The following is a 22,631-nucleotide window of genomic DNA, read 5'->3' on the forward strand; positions in this document are numbered from 1 at the left end:
ATTGAGGAGTTCAGGCGCTCGCCAGGCCCAGCTTCACCGCCGTATCGACGATGGCGCGTGCGCGTTTCAGGAACGGCGCGTCGATCATCCGGCCGTCCACCACCCAGGCTCCGATCGCGTTCGACTCGGCGGCCCTGGCGGCATCGACCACCTTCAGAGCATGCGCGATCTCCTCGTCGCTCGGCCTGAACGCGGCATTGGCCAGCGCGATCTGGCTGGGATGGATGCAACTCTTGCCCAGGAAACCGAGGCGGCGTGCCATGCCGGCTTCGGCGGTGTAGCCATCGGTATCGCGCACATCGGCGAATGCGCCGTCGTAGGCGAACACACCGGCCTCGCCGGCCGCCATGCGGATGGCGAACATCACCTGGCGCACCGTGTCGGGGTCGCGGCGGGCGATGCCCAGCGGCTCGAACAGATCGCCCAGTCCCATCTGCAGGCCGGCCACCCGCGGGTGTGCGCCGGCCAGGGCCGCGGCGTTGCGCAGCGCACGCGGGGTTTCGATGTTGAGCAGCAGGCCGACCGGCTGTGTGATGGCGTTGTCCCGCTCGGCCTTTTCGAGTGCGGCCACGGCCGCCAGCACGTCGTCGCTTGTCTCGGGTTTGGGCAGGTTCAGCAGGTCCAGTCCCGGCCGCACCACCGCCGCCAGGTCAGGGACGAAGTGCGGGGTGTCGAGCGGATTCACCCGCACTATCAGCACCTTGCCGCGTTTGATCGCCGGGTCTGAAGCCCGGGCCAGGAAGTCACCCAGCAGCTGGCGCGCCTCGGCCTTGCGGGGCTCGGCCACCGCGTCTTCCAGGTCGAACGACAGCGCATCGGCCTCGCCGGCCAGTGCCTTGTCGAACAGTTCCGGGCGCGAACCGGGCACGAAAAGTTTGCTTCGCATGGGACATGTCTCCTTCGATGGGCGCCAGTGTCCACTGCCGACCGCCAGCCGAGCAAAAGAAAACCTTGCCTTTCGATTGCTGAAACATCATCGATTCTCGGCAGCAGCCTGCCTACTATCGGCATCCAACAAGGAGACAACAGCGCCATGCCCGAAAACCGCCTGCCCAAATTCCGTCTTGCCTCTCGCCGCGCACTGATCTGCGCCGCATTGGGTGCAGCCGCCCTGCCCCCGGCATTTGCCCAGGGCGCCTCCTACCCCAACCGGCCGGTCACGCTGATCGTCGGCAGCGCCGCAGGCGGCTCGAACGACGTATTCGCCCGCGCCATCGGCAAACGGCTGCAGGACGCGCTGGGCCAGCCTTTCCTGGTGGACAACCGCCCGTCCGGCGGCGGCATCATCGCCAACAACATCGTGGCCCGCGCACCGGCCGACGGCTATCAGCTGGTGGTGGTTTCATCGACCTTCACCACCGGCGCGGCCATCCGAAACAACCTGCAGTACGACGCTATCAAGGACTTCAAGCCGGTGGCCATGCTGGCCCGCGGTCCGCTGCTGGTCACGGTCAACAAGGACACGCCTTACAAGTCCATCCAGGACCTGGTGGCCGCCGCCAAGGCCAACCCGAGCAAGCTGAACTACGGCAGCTCGGGCGCCGGCAGCATCAACCAGTTCGCGACCGAAATCTTCGCGGACGCTTCGGACACCAGGCTGACCCACGTGCCCTACAAGGGCATGGGCCCGGCCGTCACCGACCTGCTGGGAGGCCAGATCGACATGCTGGTGGCCAGCGCGCCGTCCATCCTGTCGCAGGTCAAGGCGGGCAAGGTGCGCGCCCTGGCGGTCACCACGGCGCAGCGTTCGCCGGTCGCGCCCGACCTGCCCTCGCTGGAACAGTCCGGCTACAAGGGTAGCGCGGTCGACCTGTGGTGGGGTGTGCTGGCGCCGGCCGCCACGCCGCAGCCGGTGATCGACAAGCTGAATGCCGAGATCAACAAAATCATCCAGTCGGAAGACATGAAGGCCTTCTTCCTGAAGGAAGGCGCCGAGCCGCTGGTCATGAAACCGGCCGAGTTCGGCAGCTACCTGTCGAACGAGATCACGCGCTGGAAGGCGGTTGCCAAGAAAGCCGACATCCAGGCAGATTGATGACAAGCCGCAGCGCTACGCCGAACCGCACGGATCTGCGGGACGGCAGTGGCGACGGCGGCCGGTCCGACCCAGCATGCGGCTTTTCAGACCGAAGGCCGTCATGTCGTTTCCCGCTTATTTCAAGAACCCGTTCACGCCGGAGACCAAGGGCGCCGCCGTTCCGGATCACCAGGTCACCTACACGGCGACGACGACCCACCAGGCTGCGGCCTCGCGTCAGGGCATGCCGCCGGAAGACGTCACCGACGGCCAGCCCGCCACCTACGGCTATGCCAACGCATCCGCCATGAACTGGAAGGCCGACATGCCCGAAATGGCGCCGGCCTGGGCAGCCATCCAGATGCTGTCGGACGCCGCGGTCCTGAATTCCGACTTCGGTGCCATCGATGCGCGCAACGAGCTGATGGCGTTTTTCGGCATCAAGCGCGCAGAGATCGACCGCATGCGCGGAGCGGACGGCGCCCCCCGCGAGCAGCAGAGAACCATCGACGCGATGAGTGCCTTCGCGGCATCCCCCAACCCCGATCCAGCCTTGCTGGACGGCCGCAATCCTCCCTTCAACCTGATGAACGTACTGGCGATGATCGATCAGGGAAACGTCAGCGGATGCAGCGCCTTCCTGGCGCCTGTCATGACACTCCTGGTTTTGCGCAAGGCGGGCGCAGGCAGTCGCTACGACGCGGCGGTCCTCGCGCAACATTCATCTGCCTTCGCGCCCTTGAAGCAGTCGTTCGCCAACTCGGGCGATGCCCAATATGCCGCTACCCAGGCCCGGCGGCATGAATTCCTGAAGAGCTCCGCCGACTGCCAGGACATCTACCGCCAGCTGCACCCCACCCGCACGCCTGCCGGTGCCGGTCACCTCGCCGAACCGGTGCAACAGGCCCTGGCCCAACTGGCCGACGCCTATCGCCGGGACATGGGCGTGCAGCAGAAGGGAGAAATCGTCGACACGCTGGAGTCGGTTTTCGGAGTGCGCACCGAGTCTCCCGAGGACGTCTCGCGAACGTTGGAGCAACTGCTGATGTGGTACGAGAACCCTACCGGCAACAACGCTCCGCCGCCGCCAGCACTGTTGATGGGCCTGGTATCCCCTCTGGGCTGGTACGCATACCAGGACGAGAAATGCCTGCGTGAGGGACGTATCGTCAAACATACGCTCACCGGCCACCCAGCCCTTCCGGACGCGCTGTGCGCAGCGCTGATGCACTACCTGCCCGCACGGCCGCCATCGTTGAGCCTGATCGGCACCGAGGTGCCGCCCGCTCCGCTAGCCGGCCACGGCGGACCCGCGGCAACGCAGCTCCACCAGCTGCTGGCATCGGCCCCCCGGCCCGGTCCGCGTCGGCTGGCCCAACTGATCGAACGCGCCATCGCCCTGAGCGGTCCGCCGTGGATCGAACGAATCAAGAACAATCACCTGGCGGCGCCGGCGATGAGCGCCGAGTTGCAGCAAGGCGTCGCCGACCCGGTGCAACGTGAAGCCTTCGACCAGGCGCTGACGGCACTGACCGATGTCATGCAGCAGGTGGTGTCCGGTTCCGACCCGCTGTCGCGCGCCTTCATGCTCGACCTCTACCGTGCGCTGGGTGTGGCAGCGTCCGATTCCAGCCGCGCCGCGCGCCTGAACACCGTGTTCTTCAAGCATCCTGAAATCAGCGCCGCGAGTGCCCAGCAACTGACCGAACAGTTCGCGCAACGCATGGTCGCCCACGGATACAGCGAAGCGCAATCGACCGCATTGCAGGCAACCGCCCGCCAGTTGCGGCCTCACTGGAACGACAGCGCGAACACCCATCTGCGGGTGCGGCAGGCGCATGAAAAATCACTCGATGCAGTGCTGGAACAGGAGATCGCCAAGGCCGCCAGAAAGCCTGCCGATCACCCCTGTCGGCTGGGATTGGCTTCTGCGGCGCAGATGCTCGAATCGCTGATCACCCGACATGGCCTGAGCGACGAATTGCTCGGGAAACTGGGCCGCGACCTCCGCCAGCTTCAGCTGTACGGCAGTGTCACCACCCGGACCCAGATGGAATCCAGGTACGGCGAACTGCTGCACCAACCCAACGGCTCGCTTGCCGGCGTGACGATGGCGGCGGCGATCCGAAAACTCTGCAGCGCCATTTCCACACATCTCGCCCAGGCGCCGGTCAGTATTGCCGACGCGGTGTCTACCGCTTTCGCAGCATACGGCGGTGGCTCGCTGCCGACACCGGAGCTCCATCAGCTGCTGCGGTATTTCTGGCGCCTGGACGGAACCATTTCCGCCGGCACGGCGACGGCGTCCCTGTGCGAATTTCTGGACAAACTCAAGGACCAGCGCTGCATTTCCGGGGCCGGTGACATCGACATCTCGAAGGTCTGCGAATTCAACAATGCGAGCCGTGAAGCCATCGTCGGGGCGCTGACCGAACGTGTACCGGGTTTCGGTGTCATGTACGCCAACGCCCTGGAAGGCACAACCGGACAGGACTATGAGGCGGTGGTGGCGACGATGCAGGCGGCGCTGGACGGCTGGCACATGCCCGAGCGCAGCTACTGATACCTCGACGACCGCGGTCAGCCGACCCAGCGACGGGCGTTGTGGAACAGGTGCATCCAGGGGCTGGACTGCGACACGTCGCCACCAGTCCAGCTCATCTGGATGTTGCGCGTCACACGTTCCGGATGCGGCATCAGCGCGGTGAAGCGGCCATCCGGCGTCGTCACGCCGGTCAGGCCGCCGGCGCTGCCGTTCGGGTTGAACGGGTACTGCTCGGTCGGCTGGCCGGTGTGGTCCACATAACGCATGGCGCCGATGGCCTGGGCCGCATCGCCACGGTGCGCGAAGTTGGCATAACCCTCGCCGTGCGCCACCGCGATCGGCAGGCGCCAGCCTTCCATGCCCTGCAGGAAGATGCTGGGCGACTTCAGCACTTCGACCATCGCCAGGCGGGCCTCGAAACGCTCGCTCTGGTTGGTGGTGAACCGCGGCCAGGCAGATGCGCCCGGAATGATGTCGGCCAGTTCGGCAAACATCTGGCAACCGTTGCAGATGCCCAGGCCGAAAGTGTCGGCACGGCCGAAGAAGGCTGCGAACTGCGCCGCCAGTTCGGCGTGGAAGGTGATGCTGCGGGCCCAGCCGATGCCGGCGCCCAGCGTGTCGCCATAGCTGAAACCACCGCAGGCCACGACGCCCTTGAAGTCTTCGAGCTTTGCACGGCCGGTCTGAAGGTCGGTCATGTGGACGTCGACCGATTCGAAGCCGGCGGTGTCGAAGGCATAGGCCATTTCGACATGCGAATTGACGCCCTGCTCGCGCAGGATGGCGACACGCGGACGCGCCAGGCCGACCACTGCCGGAGCTTGCGGCATCACCGACGCATCGGCAGGCACCGACCAGTGAAGGCCTGTGTCTTCGGCCACGCCAGCGGCAGCGTGCTCGCTGTCTGCGCAGACCGGGTTGTCGCGCTCGCGGTTGATCTGCCAGCTGACGCTGTCCCACACCTGCTGCAGGTCGAACAGGCTGGCACTGAACACCGACCTGGTGTCGCGCCAGATTTCCAGCTTGCCCTTGCCTGCTTCGATGGAAGAGCTGGCGGGGCGGGTCTTGCCGACGAAGTGGCTGTGCTTGGACAAACCGAAGCTGCGCAGGGTCTGCATGACCTCGTTGCGCTCGGAGGTGCGCACCTGCAGCAGCACGCCCAGTTCTTCGTTGAACAGCGCCTTGAGCGTGAGTTCCTCGCGGCGGGCCGAAACCTGCTGCGACCAGTTCTTGGCGTCGCCGTATTCGGCGCGGCTGTCGGAAATGCCATCGCCTTCGGTGACCAGCATGTCGACATTGAGCGACACGCCGACATGGCCGGCGAAGGCCATTTCGGCAGCGGCCGCGAACAGGCCGCCGTCGCTGCGGTCGTGATACGCCAGGATGCGGCCCTGCGCACGCAACGTATTGACCGCATCGACCAGGCGCACCAGGTCCTGTGCGTCGTCCAGGTCGGGCACCTGGTCGCCGCTCTGTTCCAGCACCTGCGCCAGGATCGAACCCGCCATGCGGTGTTTGCCGCGGCCCAGGTCGATCAGCACCAGCGTGGTGTCTTCGGTAGTGGCGTCCAGTTGCGGTGTGAGGGTATTGCGCACATCGGCCAGGGTGGCGAAGGCGGTGACGATCAGGCTGACCGGCGAACTGACTTTCTTGGCTTCGCCGGATTCATCCTTCCATTGCGTGCGCATCGACAGCGAATCCTTGCCGACCGGGATCGAAATGCCCAGTGCCGGGCAGAGTTCCATGCCGACGGCCTGCACGGTGGCATATAGCGCTGCGTCTTCGCCGGGTTCGCCGCAAGCCGCCATCCAGTTGGCGGACAGCTTGACGCGCGGCAGCTCGATGGGCGCAGCCAGCAGGTTGGTGATGGCCTCGGCCACCGCCATGCGGCCCGACGCAGGGGCATCCAGCGCGGCCAGGGGCGTGCGTTCGCCCATGCTCATCGCCTCGCCCGCGAAACCGGCGTAGTCGGCCAGCGTGACGGCGCAATCGGCCACCGGCACCTGCCACGGGCCGACCATCTGGTCGCGGTGGGTCAGACCACCGACCGTGCGGTCGCCGATGGTGATCAGGAAACGTTTCGACGCGACGGTCGGGTGCGACAGCACCGCGATGGCGGTCTGCTGCAGGTCGACGCCGGTGAGTTCCAGCGGCTTGAACTGGCGGGGTTGTGTCCTGACGTCACGGTGCATCTTGGGCGGCTTGCCCAGCAGCACGTTCATCGGCATGTCGACCGGTGGTTTTGCTGCGTCTTGCGCATCGGCGAGCACCAGCTGGCGCTCTTCGGTGGCCACGCCGACGACCGAGAACGGGCAACGCTCGCGTTCGCAGAAGGCCTTGAAGGTTTCCAGCGATTCCGGCGCGATGGCCATCACGTAACGCTCCTGGCTTTCGTTGCACCAGATCTCTTTCGGAGCCAGGCCGGATTCTTCCAGCGGCACGTCGCGCAGGCCGAAACGAGCACCACGGCCGGCGTCGTTGGTCAGTTCGGGAAAGGCGTTCGACAGGCCGCCGGCGCCGACGTCGTGGATCGCCAGGATCGGGTTCTTTTCGCCCAGCATCCAGCAGTGGTTGATGACCTCCTGGGCCCGGCGTTCGATTTCGGGGTTGCCGCGCTGCACCGAATCGAAGTCGAGCTCGGCGGCGTTGGCGCCGGTCGCCATCGAGCTGGCCGCGCTTCCGCCCATGCCGATCCGCATGCCCGGGCCGCCCAGCTGGATCAGTAGAGAACCGGCCGGGAATTCGATCTTCTTGGTCTGCGATGCGTCGATGCTTCCGAGGCCGCCCGCGATCATGATCGGCTTGTGATAACCGCGGCGGATGCTGTCGGCGTCGCTGGTGATGGTCTGCTCGTATTCACGGAAATAACCCAGCAGGTTGGGACGACCGAACTCGTTGTTGAAAGCGGCACCGCCCAATGGGCCCTCGGTCATGATCTGCAGCGGGCTGGCGATGTGTTCGGGTTTGCCGTAGGCGCCTTCTTCGGGCCAGAGCCTGGACACGGTGAAGCCGGTCAGGCCGGCCTTGGGTTTGCTGCCGCGGCCGGTGGCGCCTTCGTCGCGGATCTCGCCGCCCGCGCCGGTCGATGCGCCCGGGAAAGGTGAGATGGCGGTCGGATGGTTATGTGTCTCGACCTTCATCAGCACGTGCTGAAGCGAGGTGCGGCGTTCATATGCCGGAGACCTGTCGTTCGACTGACCCGAAGCCACGAACAGTTCGCGTTCCTGGCCTTCCATCACCGAGGCGTTATCCGAATAGGCGATCACCGTATGCTGCGGCGCCAGCTTGTGGGTGTTGCGGATCATGCCGAACAGGCTGTTCGCCTGGGCCACGCCGTCGATAGTGAATTCGGCGTTGAAGATCTTGTGGCGGCAGTGTTCGCTGTTGGCTTGCGCGAACATCATCAGCTCGACGTCGGTCGGATTGCGGCCGAGTTTGGTGAAGGCATCGACCAGGTAGTCGATTTCGTCTTCGGCGAGCGCCAGCCCGAACTGCCTGTTGGCGGCCACCAGCGCGGCGCGTCCGCCGGCCAGCACATCGACCTGCTCCATGGCGGCGGCTTCGATCTCGGTGAACAGCGCCTGTGCGGCGGCGCGGGTCGGCACCACCGATTCGGTCATGCGGTCGTGCAGCAAGGCGGCCACGGCCTGCAACTGTGCGGCGTCCAGCGAGGCGCTACCCAGCAGCGGCGCCTTCAGGGCGATGCGGTATTCGACGATCCGTTCGACCCGGCGCACGGCCAGGCCGCAGTTGTGGGCGATGTCGGTGGCCTTGGAAGCCCAGGGCGACACGGTGCCGAAACGTGGGGTGACGACTACCAGCGCGCCGTCGTCAGGGCCTGCGTAAGGCTCGCCGTAGGTCAGCAGCGCGGCCAGTTGTTGCTGCTGGGCGGCATCGGGCGCCGCATCGGACGCCACCAGGTGCACGAAACGTGCGGCGATCGCGGTGATGCGTGGATGCACGGCCTGGAGTTGCGGCAGCAGTTGGCGGGCGCGGAAGTCGCTGACGGCGTTGCCGCCTTCGAAGAAGCTGATGTGCTGAGTCACTGTGTGTCGCTTGGTGTGCGCGTGAGGATCGCGTTGGCGGCCGGCCCGTCCGCTGACTGGGGGCGGGCCCGAAAGCCGGCGATTTTACCCATAGCCGCGGTGCGCCCACCGCCCGCGTGGCTGGCGGCCCGCAAGCACGATGGGATAATTCTGTCCATGAGCATCAACATCAAGAGTCCCGAACAGATCGAGGCCATGCGCTACGCCTGCCGCCTGGCGTCGGAAGTGCTGGACTACCTCACGCCGCACATCCAGGTCGGCGTGACGACCAAGGAAATCGACCGGCTGGCCGCCGAATACATGCGTGACGTGCAAGGCACCGTGTCGGCCACCATCGGCTATGCGCCCCCCGGTTATCCGCCCTACCCGGCCCACCTCTGCACCTCCCTCAACAACGTGGTTTGCCACGGCATTCCCAATGAGAAGCCGCTGAAGAAGGGAGACATCATGAACGTGGATGTCACCGTCATCACCAAGGACGGCTGGTACGGCGACAACAGCCGGATGTACCTGCTGGGCGAATGCACCAATGCCGCAAAACGCCTGGTGCAGACCACCTACGAAGCCATGTGGCTCGGCATCCTGCAAGTGAAACCCGGCGCACGGCTGGGCGACATCGGCAACGCCATCCAGAAGTTCGCCGAGGGCAAGGGCTACACCGTGGTGCGCGAATTCTGCGGCCACGGCATCGGCCAGAAGTTCCACGAAGAACCCCAGGTGCTGCACTACGGGCGCCCGGGCACGCTCGAGGAACTCAAGCCCGGCATGATCTTCACCATCGAACCGATGATCAACGCCGGCAAGCGCGACATCAAGGAGTCGGGCAACGACGGCTGGACCATCGTCACCAGGGACCGCAGCCTGACAGCCCAGTGGGAACACACCGTGCTGGTGACAGAAACCGGCTACGAAGTCCTCACCCTGTCGGCGGGCAGCCTCGCACCGCCAGACTTCGTGACTGCCGCTCCGGTCGCCGCCGCCGCCTGATCCTTTCCAAAGCACCGCCGCCGATGTCCGCAACGCCCTCCCTGACCACCGTCACCCCGGACTTCGCGGCGCTTCGCGATGCCTATCGTCGCGACAAGGCGGCCTTGCTCGAAAAGGAAGCCACCGGCAATTCGGTGCGCCGCACCCAGCCGCTGCTGCGCAAGCTGGCGTTGCTGGCAGACGAGCTGCTGACCCAGCTCTGGAGCCGCGCCGGACTGCCCGAAGACTTCGCCTTGCTGGCCGTCGGCGGCTACGGCCGGGGCGAGCTGTTTCCCGGCTCTGACATCGACGTGCTGGTGTTGTGCCCCGACAAGACCGACTGCCACGCCGAAGTCACCGTCAGGCAGAAGATCGAAAGTTTCATCGGAAGCTGTTGGGACGCTGGCCTGGACATCGGTTCCAGCGTGCGGACCACCGCCGAATGTGTGGCCGAATCGTCGCGCGACATCACCGTGCAGACGGCCTTGCTGGAATCACGCCGCATCGCCGGCAATGCGCGGCTGTTCCATCGTTTCCGCCGCGACTTCCGCGAGGCGCTCGACCCGCGCGCCTTCTTCAGCGCCAAGATGCTCGAACTGCGCCAGCGTCACCACAAGTTCCAGGACACGCCTTATGCGCTGGAACCCAACTGCAAGGAATCGCCCGGCGGGCTGCGCGACCTGCAGACCATTCTCTGGGTGGCGCGCGCCGCCGGTTATGGCGAAAACTGGGATGCCCTGGCGCACAACGGGCTGGCCACCGCTCTGGAGGTCAGCCACATCAAACGCAACGAGGCGCTGCTCAACCTGATCCGCATGCGTCTGCACCTCATCGCCCATCGCCGGGAAGACCGGCTGGTGTTCGACCTGCAGACGGCGGTGGCCGAATCCTTCGGTTATCGCTCGCAGGCACCCGACGGATCGCGCCTTGCCATGCGCGCCAGCGAAGCACTGATGCGCCGTTATTACTGGGCGGCCAAGGCAGTCACCCAGGTGGTGCAGATCCTGCTGCTGAATATCGGCGAACGGCTCAACCCGACCAGCCACGCGCTGATCCCCATCAATGAACGTTTCTTCGAAAAAGGCGGCATGGTCGAGGTGGCGAGCGACGACCTGTACCAGCGCGAACCGCATGCCATCCTCGAGACATTCCTGGTGTACGAAGCCGGCGAGGGCCTGCGGGGCTTGTCGGCCCGCACCCTGCGTGCGCTATACAACGCACGCAACCACATGGATGCGTCGTTTCGCCGCGACCCGGTCAACCGCAAGCAGTTCCTGAGCATCCTGCAGCAGCCCAAGGGCCTGACCCATGCGGTGCGCCTGATGAACGACACCTCGGTCCTGGGCCGTTACCTGCGGGTGTTCCGCAACATCGTCGGGCAAATGCAGCACGACCTGTTCCACGTCTACACGGTGGACCAGCACATCCTCATGGTGCTGCGCAACATGCGGCGGTTCTTCCTGCCGGAACACGCACACGAATATCCGTTCTGCTCGCAACTGGCCGCCGGCTGGGACAAGCCCTGGGTGCTGTACGTTGCCGCGCTGTTCCACGACATCGCCAAAGGCCGCGGCGGCGACCATTCCGAGCTGGGGGCGCGCGACGTCGCGTCGTTCTGCAAGGAACACGGCATCAACGAGGAAGACACCGAGCTGATCAAGTTCCTGGTGGCCGAACACCTGTCGATGAGCCACACCGCGCAGAAGGCCGACCTGAGCGACCCCGCGGTCATCGCTTCCTTCGCGCAGCGGGTCGGCAACGAGCGTTACCTCACCGCTCTCTACCTGCTGACGGTGGCCGACATCCGCGGCACCAGCCCCAAGGTCTGGAACGCCTGGAAAGGCAAGCTGCTGGAAGACCTCTATCGCTACACCCTGCGCACGCTCGGTGGTCGCGCGCCCGACCCAGACGCCGAGATCGAAGCCCGCAAACGCGAGGCGCAGGTCATGCTGGCCCTGCACGCCGAGCCCTTCGAAGGCCACCGCAATCTGTGGAACACGCTGGACGTGAGTTACTTCATGCGCCACGACGCCGGGGACATCGCCTGGCATGCACGCCAGCTGTCGCGCCATGTCGAGGCAGCAAAACCTGTTGCAAAGGGCGATCCGGCCGATGCCCGGCCGGCCACCTTCGAACGCGCCATCGTCCGCGCCCGCCTGTCACCCCTGGGCGAAGGCCTGCAGGTGCTGGTCTACACACCCGACGCGCCCGACCTGTTCGCCCGCCTCTGCGGATACTTCGACCAAGCGGGGTTCAGCATCCTCGATGCCAAGGTGCACACCGCCAGCAACGGCTATGCGCTGGACACCTTCCAGGTAGTGACCGATGACATGCAGGACCACTACCGCGAGCTGGTCACCATGGTCGAGACCGACCTGGTGCAGGCCTTGCAGCAAGGCGGCCCGCTGCCGCCGGTGGCGCGCGGCCGGGTGTCTCGCCGGGTACGCAGTTTTCCGGTGGCGCCGCGGGTGGACATGCGCCCCGACGACCGTGCCCAGCGCTGGCTGCTGACCGTGTCGGCCAGCGACCGCATCGGCCTGCTGTATTCCATCGCGCGTGTGCTGGCGCATCACAAGCTCAACCTGCAGTTCGCCAAGGTCAGCACGCTCGGCGAACGGGTGGAAGACACCTTCTTGCTGGAAGGTGCGGCGCTGCAGAGCAACCGTTCGCAGGTGGAAATCGAAAAGGAACTGCTGGCCGCGCTGGCCCAGTAAGGGCGGCGCGGGTGAGGCGTTCTTCAGCTGCTGGCCAGCCGCTGTTCCACCCAGCGGCCGTAACGCGAAAGACCGAAACACAGCAGCCAGTAGACGAAACCGATGAATAGGTAGCCTTCCAGGTAGAAGGCCCGCCACACCGGATCGCCGCCCAGCGCCAGACCCAGCGCGCCGGTCAGTTCGAACAGGCCGACCACCGTCACCAGCGAGGTGTCCTTCAGCGTGCCGATCACCACGTTGACAATGGCCGGCACCGTCAGCCGCAAGGCCTGCGGCAGCACGATGTCGCGCTGCACCGCCCAGCGCGAGAACCCCAGCGCCATGGCCGCATCGACCTGCCCGCGCGGGACCGCCTGCAGGCCGCCGCGGATCACCTCGGCCAGATAGGCGGCCACGAACAGCACCAGGCCGATCAGCACCCGCATCAGCACGTCCGGACGCCAGCCTGCAGGCCACAACAACGGCAACAGGAAGGATGCGGTGAACAGCACCGAGATCAGAGGCACGCCACGCACCAGTTCGACATAACTGGCCGCCAGGGTGCGAACCGCCGGCCAGCGCGAACGCCGGCCCAGTGCCAGCAGCAGGGCCAGCGGAAACGCGAGCGCCAGCCCGGCCACCGCCAGGCCGATGGTCAGCGGCAGGCCACCCCATTGCGCCGTCGGCACGACCTGCAGGCCCCAGAGGCCGCCCCGCATCAGCACGCCGCCGATGGTTACCACCACCAGCCACGCCAGGGCCAGCCAGGGTTTCCAGGCACGCGGCCAAGCGCTCAGCAAGGTGACCGCGGCCAGCAGCGCGGCCGCCACGGCGGGGCGCCATTGCTCGGCATAGGGATAACGGCCGAACACGATGGGCCGCCACTTTTCGGCGACCACGCCCCAGCAGGCACCGGTCGCCGCACGACAGGCTTCGGCATCTGCGCGGAACACTGCATCCGCCACGCCCCAGCGCAGCAGATGGCAGGTCACCCAGACACCCAGCATTCCCACCAACGCCGTGGCCGCCAGGCGCAGCGGGCTGCCGAACAGGTCGGCACGCAGACCGGCGCGGTTCATGCCCAGCCCCGCAGTGCCACGCGGCGGTTGTAGAGATTCATGCCCAGCGATATCAGCAAGGAAAGGCAAAGATAGACCGCCATCACCACTGCAATGCATTCGAAGGGGCGGCCGGTCGCGTTCAGGGAAGTGTTGGCGACGGAGACCAGTTCGGGGTAGCCGATGGCCACCGCCAGCGAAGAATTCTTGACCAGGCTCAGCACCTGGCTGGTCAGAGCGGGCACGATCAGCCGCATGGCCTGCGGCAACACCACCAGCCGCATGACCTGGTACGGGGAGAGGCCCATCGCACGCGCCGCCAGCACCTGGCCGTTGCCGACCGACTCGATGCCGGCCCGCACGATCTCGGCCACGAATGACGCGGTATACAAACCCAGTGCAAGGGTGATGGACAGATATTCCGGGCTGAGCGCCGCGCCGCCGGACACACCGAACAGCGTGCGCTCCGGGTATTCGAGCGACCATCCGCCGTCGATATGAACCGGCCACGGCATCGAGAGGCCAGCCTTGCCCAGCGATACGCCGGGCAATACCTGGATGGCGTTTTCCGGATCGGGCAGCAGATGCGTCAGCGCGAAGTACAGCAGCAGCAGCTGCACCAGCAGCGGCACGTTGCGCAGCGTCTGCACATACAGCGAGGCCAGGCCGCGCACCAGCGAATGTCGAGTGAGCCGGCCGATGCCCAGCAAAGTGCCCAGCAGCACAGCGATGACGGTGGCCGGCACCGCCGCGCGGATGGTGTTCACCAGCCCGGCCAGGAACGCCTTCCAGAAGGGCTGTGTCGAATCGAAGTCCAGCCAGCCTTCGGAAATCTCGAAACCCGCTGCATCACGCAGGAAATCGAACCCGGCGTGCACGCCGCGCGCGCGAAGTGTCGAGAAGGCATGCTGGAGAAGAGAACCGACCGCCAGGGCGATGACGGCCAGGATGACGGCCTGCAACAGCAGGGACGCATGTCGGCGAAAAAAGCTCATGGGGCAGGATCATGACCCAGATGCGGCGCACGACTGCAACCGTCAGGATGCGGTGCATCTGGCGATGGCAGCGCTGATCAGCATGTTGCGCGCCATGCCGGTGAGGTCGCCCGCGGCGCCACCGAAGGTTTCCGGCACGCAGGTATCCAGAACCGCGCTGGCGATGGCCCTCTTCTTTTCGCCTTCTTTTTCCTGCCCGAAGCCGGCGTGATTAACCAGTTTGCCGACCAGCCGGTTTTCCAGTTCATCCATCACGATGACCCGGAAAAGAGACCAGAGTTTGTCGATGTAGGCCATTCGCAGTTCGTCACTTTCGCGGCATTCCAGCAGTGGCCGTATCGGATTATTGACATTGACATATAAACCGCTCGCGCAGCGGGTCGGGTAATGCGGATGGTTGAACTGAGCCTGCGTCTGGAAAGCCATGTTGCGATTGGCCGGATTGCTTCTCAACAAATACATGTGGTGCAGATTCAATGCCGTGGACGGGCTGTTGCCGACCAGGTAGAGGCCCCAATAAAATGACTTGTTCCTGATCAGGCCCGCCACTTGCGGCTCCAACAGACTCTGCTGTTGTTTAACCGCCTTGGCGATAGCCGATGGCAGCAGAAAGTTCTGCGCATGTTTCAGCCCGACTTCCCGGACATTGCCGGTGGTCGCATCCAGCTGCAGCATGCTGGCCCTGCCGATCGACGGGACACACGCCAGCAGATTCGCCATGGGCGGGGGCGTATCCAGCTTGCCGCATGCCCAGTCCAGAACCGCCTGCATCGTCGCGTCCACTTCCGTGGCGGTGACATTTTCCGGCGGAATGGCCAGATAATCCGAAATGGCATCAGCGAGCGAAGTCTTCAAAGGCAAACGCCATTCCGGATTGATCTCCACCACCAGGTCAGCCATTTGCTCCAGGGTAAGCCTGGACAACTTTTTCATGGCCACCGCATCCGAATCGCCTTGAAGTTCACGAACCATTGTCAGGGTACGTTGATTACCAGGGCACTGCAGCCCATTGTTTTCGAATAACGAAGCATTCTGCTGAACCGCGCCGGAGTGCTGCAACCGTGCCAGTGTCCGACGGGCCAGCTCCTTCACATGTGCCAGGTGGTCGGCCTCGCTGCGGACCACACCGATAGCCGAACGTGAAAATTGATATTCCGCGCTGCATTTCAACCGGCATTGCTGCACACGGTGGACGAGCGGTGCCGCATCGACAACCATCCCGCTGTTTTGCTGCCGTTTGAAATCGGCCAGTGCGGTCAGGCAGGCGATGATGTTCTTTCGCACGAAATATCTCTCATGCGGCTCGAATAAGTCTTTCAGCCTGAATGCCTCGATCAGCATGGCGGGTGTGATGACCGAAGATCGATTGCTGGCATCGATCACCCTGGACGGATTTTCCAGGGTCTTGCCGGCCAAACCCAATACCATCGCGGCACCGGGGGTTTCGATCGTGGAGGGATTCAGGAAACGGCGGACATCGATCATCGACACGCCGCCCGCCCACGTTTTATCTTGCGGGCCTATATTGAAATAGGCTTCCATCCGCGGCAAGGCGGCGATAGCGTTATCGAATGAAAACAGATCCTCCATCTTTTCGACGATATCGCCGAATTCCCGTTGATCGGCACTCGCGGCGGCGGCATTTTGGAGTGAGGTGGAATCCACATGGGCATCGATATTTCCAACTCCGAAATCCTGTGGATGCGAGCCGATTTCGAAGTCCATCAATTGGCCGACCAAACCGCCGCTGCCAGCCACGTCATGACCACCGAAATTCTGGATTGCCGCCGGCAGGTTATGGCCGCCGAAATCGATGACCGGCGCTAGCGCGGCTTCCGAATAAGCGACCGCCGGATCGAATCCACCCCAGTTGTATGCATCGAACATCGTCATGCCCCTTGAAAATCGCCATTCTCCGGCGACGGGGCATGCCGGAAAGGCTGAACCGCGAAGGATTCGAGCCGATCCGAAGCGACGAGAAAAACAGGCCCGCCTGCGGATTACCTCACCGGCAATGCATACATCAGGCCGCCCTGGTTCCACAAACGATTAGCGCCACGCGGGAGTTTCAGTTCGGATTTACTGCCGACATTACGTTCAAACATCTCGCCGTAATTGCCGACCGCCTTCACCGCCTTGTATGACCAGTCCCTGGGCAGACCCAGCAGCTTGCCCATGTCGTCGCCGGTGCCGAGCAGGCGCATCTGCGCGGGGTCCTTGCTGCTGCCTTTCAGGCTATCGACATTGGCCTGCGTGATGCCGGCTTCTTCCGCCTCGATCAGCGCATTGGGCACCCACTTGACGATCGCGAACCATTCGTCGTCGCCGCGCCGTACCAGCGGAGCCAACGGCTCCTTGGAGATCAGTTCGGGCAGCACGATGTAGTCGTCCGGGTTCGGTGCTTCCTTGTTGCGCAGGGCGGCCAGGGCCGACGCGTCGGTGGTGAAAGCCTGGCAACGCCCTGCGAAGAAGGCCTTGTAGGAAGCCTCGAAACTTTCGAACACCAGCGTCTTGACCGGTATGTTCTGCGCCCGCGACCAGTCGGCCACGTTCTTCTCGTTGGTCGTTCCCGACTGGGTGCACACGGTGGCGCCCTTCAACTGTTTTGCACTGGTCACCTTGAACTTCTTCGCGACCAGGAAACCCTGGCCGTCGTAGTAAGTGATGGTGGTGAAGTGGAAACCCAGCGACGCATCACGTGTGAGGTTCCAGGTGGTGTTGCGCGCCAGGATGTCGATCTCGCCGGACTGCAGCGCAGCGAAGCGCTGCTGCGCATTCAGCGGCACATATTCAACCTTGTCGCCATCACCCAGCACCGCGGCAGCCACGGCTCGGCAGGTGTCGGCATCCAGGCCCGACCAGTGGCCCTTGGCATCGGGCGCCGAAAAACCGGCCAGGCCGGTAGTGACACCGCACTTGACGGTGCCCCGCTGCTTGACGGTATCGAGCGTCTTGCCGGCCAATGCCGGCGTCGACAGGACGGCCGCCGCCAGTGCGACGGCAACCAGGGCGAATTGTTTGAATTTGATGGTCATCTTTGTGCAAGGTTGGCGAGTGGTCAGTCGTCGGTCGCCGGGTCAAGGCCCGGAAACAACACCTCGGTGAATCCGAAACGGGTGAAGTCCCGCACCCGCATCGGGTACAGCACACCGATCAGGTGGTCGCATTCATGCTGCACCACGCGGGCGTGGAAACCATCGACGGTGCGGTCGATGGGCTGGCCTTCGGGGTCGAAGCCGGTGTAGCGGATGCGTTGATGGCGTGGCACCACGCCGCGCAGGCCTGGTACCGAAAGGCAGCCTTCCCAGCCCTCTTCCATCTCCTCGTCGAGCGGGGTGATGACCGGATTGATCAGCACGGTGCGGGGCACCACGGGGGCGTCGGGATAACGGGGAATCGGCTCGCCGCTGCCGAAGATCACCAGTTGCAGGTCGACGCCGATCTGAGGGGCAGCCAGGCCCGCGCCCTGCACTGCCGCCATGGTCTCGAACATGTCGGCGATGAGCGTCTGCAATTCCGCAGTGCCGAACCGGGTGACCGGCTGGGCGACCCGTAGCAGCCGCGGATCGCCCATCTTGAGGATTTCACGAATGGTCATGGAGCCAATTATGGCTCCCGACAACGGGCAACCTAAGACCGATCCGCGCGCCGTTGGTCGTCGTCGCGACGTTGCTGCGCAGCCTCGTCGTCGTCTTCTCGCCGTTGCTGCTTTACATCGTCGGCCCTGGACTGCGCAGCCCTGGTGTCTTCCTGGCGCAGGGTGTCGTCTCGCAAGGCTGTGGCCTGGGAAAGCTCTTTTGTATCGTGGGCCCTGAAAAGGGCCTGCCTTTGAAACAAGTCCTGCTGGAGTCGCTGCATCCGGACCGCGTCCTGATGGCCGGCCGGAGCCGGGTCTGGTTCCGGTTGCGACATGCCGGACAGATCAGCCGATGCAAACCTCCCGGCGTCGTAAGACGGAAACCCGCGGGCAAAATCACCGCCGGCAAGGTGCTGCTCGAATTGGTCTAGATGCCCCGGGCCAGGCATGCCGACCCACAGGCTCTCGAGCTGCCGGATATTGATTGCCATGTTGCGGCTCACCATGCGGTCGATGAGGCCTGAAAGCATGTGAGGCTGATGAAGCAGGAATTGTGCGCCGGGGTTTCCGCGCTCACCCATGGACATCAGCCGCTGAAGCGACATGTGCTGCCGCCGCAGGTCCCTCATTTCGGCGATCAGGTGCTGGATCGCCGACATCATCTGCGCCAGCTGCCCGCTGGAATCCGACGCTGGACGGCCGGCATCGAGCGTGGGGACGAAGGCATAGGCGCCGTGCCGTTGCTCCTGTTCGCCATGCTGTTCCTGCGGACCTGGCGGGTTCTGCTGCATGTACTGGTACATCGACTGCAGGTCCTGATAGTCATAGGACCGGCCGCCGGCACATGCCGAATGCGGGTTGCTGCCGCGCCGCCGGACCGCATCCCGGGCACGGGCGACCCAGCCGCCGTTCGACAGGAAAATTCGCGCGGCGTGTTGTACCTGCGGGCTGTACAGGCTGTCGCTGTTGCAGGCCATCATGACCAGTTCGGCACCCTGGACGACGCCGCCTTGGCGATATCCGGCCACTCCCGAAAGGATGTCGATGCTGCGTAGCAGCTCGACATGGCCGGGTGCCTGCGCTGAAGGTGTCTGACCGGACGGCGTGGCCAGCGGGATGACAGCGCCGGTGGTGCCGGCAGGGCCGGCGGGCTGACGATTTGGAAACATAAAAGCCCTTCAAGTCGGATGGTTCCAAGTTAAAGGGCTCGTCAGGCCAGATGCCCGTTCAAAACGAAGCCAGGTGCGTGGCTTGCGAAGCTTGAGCGGTCCGGGAAATTCCGGGGTTCAGCGCCAATAACGGCCGCCACCACCCCACCGACCGTAGTACCCGACCGAAGGCGACACCACGACAGGGGCCGGTGCGTAATAACCGCCACCGCCGTAGCCGGCTCCGTATCCCGGGTATGCCGGTGCGACCACACAACCGGAGAGCAGCAGGACGGCAGCGCCCGAGGCGGCAGCGATGGCGAGACGAAAAATGGAACGCATGGCGGGATCTCCAGGTATGAATGCCTATTCAACGCCTGTTGGAGCGGCAACGACGACAGGCAATCCCTGAAAGCAGTTAACGCGGGGTAAAGCGCGGCAACAAAAAACGGTCGGCGAACCGGGTTCAGGGCGCGGCCAGCAACTGCCGAAGTCCGTCCTCGTCCAGCACGGTCAGGCCCAGGGCCTGGGCCTTCTCCAGCTTGCTGCCGGCGTCGGCGCCTGCCACTACGTAGTCGGTCTTCCTGCTGACCGAACCGGCTACCTTCGCGCCGGCCGCCTCCAGCAGGTCCTTCGCTTCATCCCGGCTCAAGGCGGGCAAGGTGCCGGTCAATACCACCGTCTTGCCGGCCAACGGCAACTGGGCGCGGGGCGCGGGTGCGCCCTCTTCCCAGGTGACGCCGGCGGCGCGTAGCTGCTCCACCACTTCGCGGTTGTGCGGCTGGGCGAAGAAAGTGTGGATCGACGCCGCCACGATGGGCCCGACATCCGGAACCTCCAGCAGTTGCTCCACGCTGGCGTCCATGATGCTGTCGAGCAGACCGAAATGCCGCGCCAGATCCTTGGCAGTGGCTTCCCCCACGTTGCGGATACCGAGGCCGAACAAAAAGCGCTGCAAGGTGGTGTGCTTGGATTTCTCCAACGCGGCCACGATGTTCTGCGCCGACTTGTCGGCCATGCGCTCCAGCGCGGACAGCTTGGCCACGCCGAGCTTATACAGCTCGGGCAGAGTCCGGATGATGCCGGCGTCCACCAGTTGTTCGACCAGCTTGTCGCCCAGTCCCTCGATGTCCATCGCACGGCGCGCGGCGAAATGCAGCAGCGCTTCCTTGCGTTGCGCCGGGCAGAACAGGCCGCCGCTGCAGCGGTGGTTGGCCTCGCCCTTGGGCCGCACCACCTCGCTGCCGCAGATCGGGCAGGTGGCCGGCATGTGGAAGTTGGGCACGTAGGCCGCACGCGGGCCGGGCACACGGCCGACCACTTCGGGAATCACGTCGCCAGCACGGCGGACGATGACCGTGTCGCCCACCCGCACCTGCTTCTTGCGGATCTCGAACAGGTTGTGCAGCGTGGCATTGGTGACGGTGACGCCGCCGACGAACACCGGCGCCAGCCGCGCGACCGGAGTGAGTTTGCCGGTGCGGCCGACCTGGATGTCGATGCCGCCCATGGTGGTCATCTGCTCCTGCGCCGGGTACTTGTGGGCCACCGCCCAGCGTGGCTCACGCGACTTGAAACCGAGTTGCTGCTGCATCGCGCGGTCGTTGACCTTGTAGACCACGCCGTCGATGTCGAAGGGCAGCGCGTCACGTTTCGCAGCGATGGACTGGTGATAGTCCGACAGGCCATCGGCCCCGCACACCACCGCGCTGTCGGCATTGACCGAAACCCCCATGGCACCCAGCGCGGCCAGGCTGGCGGCGTGGGTCGCGGGAAGTTCCCAACCCTGGATTTCGCCGAAGCCATATGCGAAGAAAGACAGCGGCCGTTGTTTGGCGATGTTGGAGTCCAGTTGCCGCACCACACCGGCCGCTGCGTTGCGCGGGTTGACGAAGGTCTTTCCGCCGGCCTCGCGCTGGCGTTCGTTCAGGGCGTCGAAATCGTCGCGCCGCATGAAGACCTCGCCTCGCACTTCCAGCACCGACGCCGGGCAGTTACGCAGGCGTTTCGGGATGGCCTTGATGGTGCGGATGGTGTGGGTCACTTCTTCGCCGGTTTCGCCGTCGCCGCGGGTGGCGGCGCGCACCAGCAGGCCGCCTTCATAACGCAGGTTGATGGCCAGGCCGTCGAACTTGAGCTCGGCGGTGTATTCGACCTGCGGGGCGTCCTGCGTCAGGCCCAGCAACTTGCGCACCGATGCATCGAACTTGCGCGCGCCTTCCGGTGTGGTATCGGTCTCGGTGTGGATCGACAGCATCGGCAGCACATGGCGCACCGGATTCAGGCCCTCAAGAACCGCACCGATCACCCGCTGCGTCGGCGAATCGGGCGACAGCAGGTCGGGATGCTCGGCCTCCAGTGCCTGAAGGCGCTGGAATACACGGTCGTATTCGGCGTCGGGCACGGTGGGCGTGTCCAGCACGTAGTACTGGTGCGCCCAGTCGTTCAATTGCCGGCGCAACGCTGCGACTTCATCCGCCGGCAGCGGCGTTTCCTTCGAATGTGCCAAGTCTTTCACCCGAACAGGCGCCGGGCCTGGATCGAGCCGGCCGACAGATCACGCCCATCCAGCGTGTCATACAGTTTTTCAAGATCGAGCCCGATGGCGTCGAGGGACTCTTCGCGCAGCGGCTGGCCGTTCTGGTCGGTCACCACGCCGTCCATCGAGGCGGCCAGCAGCAGGCCGACTTCACGCAGGCGCATGAAGGGCTGTTCGGCACGCTGCACCTGCGAGACATCCAGGCTCAATGCCACTTCGCGGATGGCCGACTGTGCCGGGTCGTCCGCCAGCGCGGCCTGGGTGTCGAAGGCCAGCGACAGGATGGCCGGCATGCCCGCAGTCGAAGCCGGCAAGGCCATGCGGCCGGGGATGGTGCCGGCCACGAACCCCAGGCGCGCGGCGTTCTGCTGGATGTAGCCCGGACTCCATGCGGCGCCGCGGGCGCGCAGGACGAAGGCCAGTTGTGCATCGTGGTCGCTGGCGAACTGGTCGAGTTCGCGGGCGCGCGCCACTTCGTCACGCATGTCCGGAAAGTCGGCCGCCGCATTGATGGTGTCGGCAAAGGCCTGCGCCTTCACCACGAATTCCGAATATTCGATGTCGTTCAGCGCGCCGGTGCGGTTGGCCAGTTGCACCCCGGCCTGGAAGGCCCGGTAGCGCTGGCCGGCGACCGGAGTTTCCCACTGGCCGGTCGCATCGTTGCGGCCTTCGATGGCGAAGGGTTTGCTGCCGGCACGGCGGGTCGGCGGCATGGCGGCCAGCGCGGCGTCGCCCGACACGGCGCCGTCGAGCGCCATCGGCACGATGCTGTCGATCAGCGCATCCAGGCCCGGGCGCCGCTCCGGCGTCGGCAAGGCCATCGACTGCAGCCCGGGTTCGCCGCCGTCACCTTCGAGCCGGCCGCTGCCGTCAAAACCGGGCTCCTGGCGGACGGCCGGATCGCCGGACTCCACCGCCTGGGCCGGATCCGCCTGCTTGGGCGAATTGCGGCGATTGGTCCAGGCGCTGTGGCCGATGATGGCCAGCAGCACCACGGCGCCGGCGATGGCAAGGCTCATCTGCAAAGTGCTCATGCTCGAATGAATG

Annotated in this window: 15 protein-coding genes; 4 read left to right on the forward strand and 11 right to left on the reverse strand. The window is 65.0% G+C overall.

The features are described 5' to 3' along the window. Nucleotides 1-10: 10 nt before the first annotated feature. A complete protein-coding gene (locus tag AC3ANW_RS11535; RefSeq protein WP_488345306.1) occupies nucleotides 11-886 on the reverse strand; it encodes an HpcH/HpaI aldolase/citrate lyase family protein in 876 nt (291 codons plus the stop codon). Nucleotides 887-1,033: 147 nt separating this feature from the next. On the opposite strand from AC3ANW_RS11535, the gene AC3ANW_RS11540 reads away from it, so the two are divergent. Further along, entirely contained in the window at nucleotides 1,034-2,035 is a 1,002-nt protein-coding gene (locus AC3ANW_RS11540; RefSeq protein ID WP_488345307.1) for a Bug family tripartite tricarboxylate transporter substrate binding protein, read from the forward strand. Nucleotides 2,036-2,138: 103 nt separating this feature from the next. Further along, nucleotides 2,139-4,580 carry a hypothetical protein gene (locus AC3ANW_RS11545; protein WP_488345308.1) on the forward strand — a complete coding sequence of 814 codons (2,442 nt, stop codon included), beginning with the start codon at nucleotides 2,139-2,141 and terminating at the stop codon, nucleotides 4,578-4,580. Nucleotides 4,581-4,597: 17 nt separating this feature from the next. Here the strand turns inward: AC3ANW_RS11545 and purL are convergent, their stop codons facing one another. Beyond that, on the reverse strand, nucleotides 4,598-8,608 hold the full coding sequence (purL, locus tag AC3ANW_RS11550; RefSeq protein ID WP_488345309.1) for a phosphoribosylformylglycinamidine synthase: 4,011 nt from the start codon (nucleotides 8,606-8,608) through the stop codon (nucleotides 4,598-4,600). 156 nt (nucleotides 8,609-8,764) lie between these two features. Here purL and map point away from each other — a divergent pair, with 156 nt between their 5' ends. Further along, nucleotides 8,765-9,595: a type I methionyl aminopeptidase gene (map, locus tag AC3ANW_RS11555; RefSeq protein ID WP_488345310.1), complete on the forward strand. Its 831-nt coding sequence runs from the start codon at nucleotides 8,765-8,767 to the stop codon at nucleotides 9,593-9,595. Between the two features lie 23 nt (nucleotides 9,596-9,618). Next, nucleotides 9,619-12,288 carry a [protein-PII] uridylyltransferase gene (locus tag AC3ANW_RS11560; protein ID WP_488345311.1) on the forward strand — a complete coding sequence of 890 codons (2,670 nt, stop codon included), beginning with the start codon at nucleotides 9,619-9,621 and terminating at the stop codon, nucleotides 12,286-12,288. 23 nt (nucleotides 12,289-12,311) lie between these two features. On the opposite strand, the gene AC3ANW_RS11565 is transcribed toward AC3ANW_RS11560, so the two are convergent. The 9 genes from AC3ANW_RS11565 to AC3ANW_RS11605 all read right to left on the reverse strand — a co-directional run bounded on the left by AC3ANW_RS11565 (nucleotide 12,312) and on the right by AC3ANW_RS11605 (nucleotide 22,618). After that, nucleotides 12,312-13,346: an amino acid ABC transporter permease gene (locus AC3ANW_RS11565; protein ID WP_488345312.1), complete on the reverse strand. Its 1,035-nt coding sequence runs from the start codon at nucleotides 13,344-13,346 to the stop codon at nucleotides 12,312-12,314. Further along, nucleotides 13,343-14,320, reverse strand: coding sequence for an ABC transporter permease subunit (locus AC3ANW_RS11570; protein ID WP_488345313.1), 978 nt, complete (start codon nucleotides 14,318-14,320; stop codon nucleotides 13,343-13,345). Before AC3ANW_RS11570 ends, AC3ANW_RS11565 begins: the two co-directional genes overlap by 4 nt. A gap of 42 nt (nucleotides 14,321-14,362) precedes the next feature. After that, entirely contained in the window at nucleotides 14,363-16,207 is a 1,845-nt protein-coding gene (locus tag AC3ANW_RS11575) for a hypothetical protein (RefSeq protein ID WP_488345314.1), read from the reverse strand. Nucleotides 16,208-16,320: 113 nt separating this feature from the next. Beyond that, nucleotides 16,321-17,355, reverse strand: coding sequence for an amino acid ABC transporter substrate-binding protein (locus tag AC3ANW_RS11580; protein ID WP_488345315.1), 1,035 nt, complete (start codon nucleotides 17,353-17,355; stop codon nucleotides 16,321-16,323). 23 nt (nucleotides 17,356-17,378) lie between these two features. Further along, nucleotides 17,379-17,918: a peptide deformylase gene (gene def, locus AC3ANW_RS11585; protein ID WP_488345316.1), complete on the reverse strand. Its 540-nt coding sequence runs from the start codon at nucleotides 17,916-17,918 to the stop codon at nucleotides 17,379-17,381. A 32-nt stretch (nucleotides 17,919-17,950) separates the two neighbouring features. Beyond that, nucleotides 17,951-18,925 (reverse strand): hypothetical protein, encoded by a 975-nt coding sequence (locus tag AC3ANW_RS11590; RefSeq protein WP_488345317.1) that lies wholly within the window; start codon nucleotides 18,923-18,925, stop codon nucleotides 17,951-17,953. A 258-nt stretch (nucleotides 18,926-19,183) separates the two neighbouring features. Beyond that, nucleotides 19,184-19,387, reverse strand: a complete 204-nt coding sequence (locus AC3ANW_RS11595; RefSeq protein WP_488345318.1) for a hypothetical protein — start codon at nucleotides 19,385-19,387, stop codon at nucleotides 19,184-19,186. A gap of 124 nt (nucleotides 19,388-19,511) precedes the next feature. After that, complete coding sequence (ligA, locus tag AC3ANW_RS11600; protein WP_488345319.1) at nucleotides 19,512-21,563, reverse strand: NAD-dependent DNA ligase LigA; 2,052 nt, start codon at nucleotides 21,561-21,563, stop codon at nucleotides 19,512-19,514. Then, nucleotides 21,560-22,618 (reverse strand): cell division protein FtsZ, encoded by a 1,059-nt coding sequence (locus AC3ANW_RS11605; RefSeq protein ID WP_488345320.1) that lies wholly within the window; start codon nucleotides 22,616-22,618, stop codon nucleotides 21,560-21,562. The genes ligA and AC3ANW_RS11605 overlap by 4 nt, the downstream gene beginning before the upstream one ends. Nucleotides 22,619-22,631 lie beyond the last annotated feature (13 nt).

Source organism: Xylophilus sp. PBN-3R (genome assembly GCF_057747805.1).

Coding starts and splice junctions, on each gene's coding strand:
- AC3ANW_RS11560 (WP_488345311.1), top strand. CDS start 9,619: ATGTCCGCAACGCCCTCCCTGACCACCGTCACCCCGGACTTCGCGGCG.
- AC3ANW_RS11575 (WP_488345314.1), bottom strand. CDS start 16,207: ATGTTCGATGCATACAACTGGGGTGGATTCGATCCGGCGGTCGCTTAT.
- AC3ANW_RS11570 (WP_488345313.1), bottom strand. CDS start 14,320: ATGAGCTTTTTTCGCCGACATGCGTCCCTGCTGTTGCAGGCCGTCATC.
- AC3ANW_RS11565 (WP_488345312.1), bottom strand. CDS start 13,346: ATGAACCGCGCCGGTCTGCGTGCCGACCTGTTCGGCAGCCCGCTGCGC.
- AC3ANW_RS11605 (WP_488345320.1), bottom strand. CDS start 22,618: ATGAGCACTTTGCAGATGAGCCTTGCCATCGCCGGCGCCGTGGTGCTG.
- map (WP_488345310.1), top strand. CDS start 8,765: ATGAGCATCAACATCAAGAGTCCCGAACAGATCGAGGCCATGCGCTAC.
- AC3ANW_RS11545 (WP_488345308.1), top strand. CDS start 2,139: ATGTCGTTTCCCGCTTATTTCAAGAACCCGTTCACGCCGGAGACCAAG.
- AC3ANW_RS11540 (WP_488345307.1), top strand. CDS start 1,034: ATGCCCGAAAACCGCCTGCCCAAATTCCGTCTTGCCTCTCGCCGCGCA.
- AC3ANW_RS11535 (WP_488345306.1), bottom strand. CDS start 886: ATGCGAAGCAAACTTTTCGTGCCCGGTTCGCGCCCGGAACTGTTCGAC.
- def (WP_488345316.1), bottom strand. CDS start 17,918: ATGACCATTCGTGAAATCCTCAAGATGGGCGATCCGCGGCTGCTACGG.
- AC3ANW_RS11580 (WP_488345315.1), bottom strand. CDS start 17,355: ATGACCATCAAATTCAAACAATTCGCCCTGGTTGCCGTCGCACTGGCG.
- AC3ANW_RS11595 (WP_488345318.1), bottom strand. CDS start 19,387: ATGCGTTCCATTTTTCGTCTCGCCATCGCTGCCGCCTCGGGCGCTGCC.